Genomic DNA, 1,056 nt, shown 5'->3' with positions numbered 1-1,056 from the left:
CGGCTCCGGGCTGACGTTATCGGCCGGGGGCAGTTTTATCAGTATCGACAGCGGCAGTGTCAACCTCTCCGGTCCGGCGATTAACCTCAACGCCGGCGGCAGTGCCGGCAGTGCGGTGGCTTATGGCGGGCAAGCCGCGCAATTACCGGATGAAATCACCACCAAGCCGGACAATCCGGCGCCTATCCTGACTCCGGCGCAGATTGCCACGATGAAATCTGCAGCACCGTTCTGTGAAGAGTGTGAAAAATGTAAGGATGGCGCATGTGCGATTTAAACCAGCAACTGACCCCGGATTTAAACTGGTACGTCATTCTCAATGAAACCAGTGACGGCCAGCCGCAGCGCTGGTTTTACCTCCATGGTGGCAGTGATGCGCAGGGCATCTGGCTGAGCACACCGTATGCCGAATGGCGCGAAGTGATGCCGAATCTCGCGCAGATTACCCCTGAGCACCCGTTTCTCGACTGGATTGAACAGGCGTCATGCGAGGACTGGGGCATGTTGGTCGGCAGTCATGCCGATTTTGCCACCGTTCAGGCGCATTTTCGCAGCCTGACCCATGTGTGGCTGCCATCCGGCGAGCATGTGTTTTTCCGTTTCTACGACCCGCGTTTCGGGCTGGATGTGGCGACACTGTGCGATGACGAGCAGCGCATCGCTCTGATGGGGCCGACCCAATGCTGGCTGCGCTTATCGGCTCAACAAACACTGACCCGGGTGGAAAACCCGGCCCCCACTGCGCCAGCCGATTTTCAGGAGCGGCCTTTCCCGTGGTGGCAAGTGCCCGAGGCGGTGTTGGCGGGGCTGAGCGAAGACCCGGGTGTATTGGTCAATAATCTCCTTCAGGGATTAAGTGAGTATCAACAGGCTTTGTATGACGCCTATCCTGAGCCGGTTTTACGTCAGAAAACCGAGCGTTTTGTCGCGCGTTATCAGGGAGAGCAAGACGGTTATCTCGCGGCTTTCATTCAATTGATAGAACAAGAACAACAACGGTTAGGGATGCTCTCATGAGTGAACAACAGGCATTTTACAATTATATCAATCAGCAGT

At 56.2% G+C, this 1,056-nt stretch carries 1 protein-coding gene and 1 pseudogene; both read left to right on the top strand.

The window, feature by feature from the left end; all coding sequences use genetic code 11:
• Positions 1-277: pseudogene (locus AC55NX_RS20735) on the top strand (hypothetical protein); the annotation flags it as partial.
• Positions 265-1,017, top strand: a complete 753-nt coding sequence (locus AC55NX_RS20730; protein ID WP_496997451.1) for a DUF4123 domain-containing protein — start codon at positions 265-267, stop codon at positions 1,015-1,017. The pseudogene AC55NX_RS20735 and the gene AC55NX_RS20730, both read left to right, overlap by 13 nt.
• Positions 1,018-1,056: the final 39 nt, after the last annotated feature.

This window comes from Vibrio rubrogenes (genome assembly GCF_059641415.1).
The sequence above is the reverse complement of the archived record's forward strand: the minus strand, read 5'-3'. Positions and strand labels throughout refer to the sequence as shown.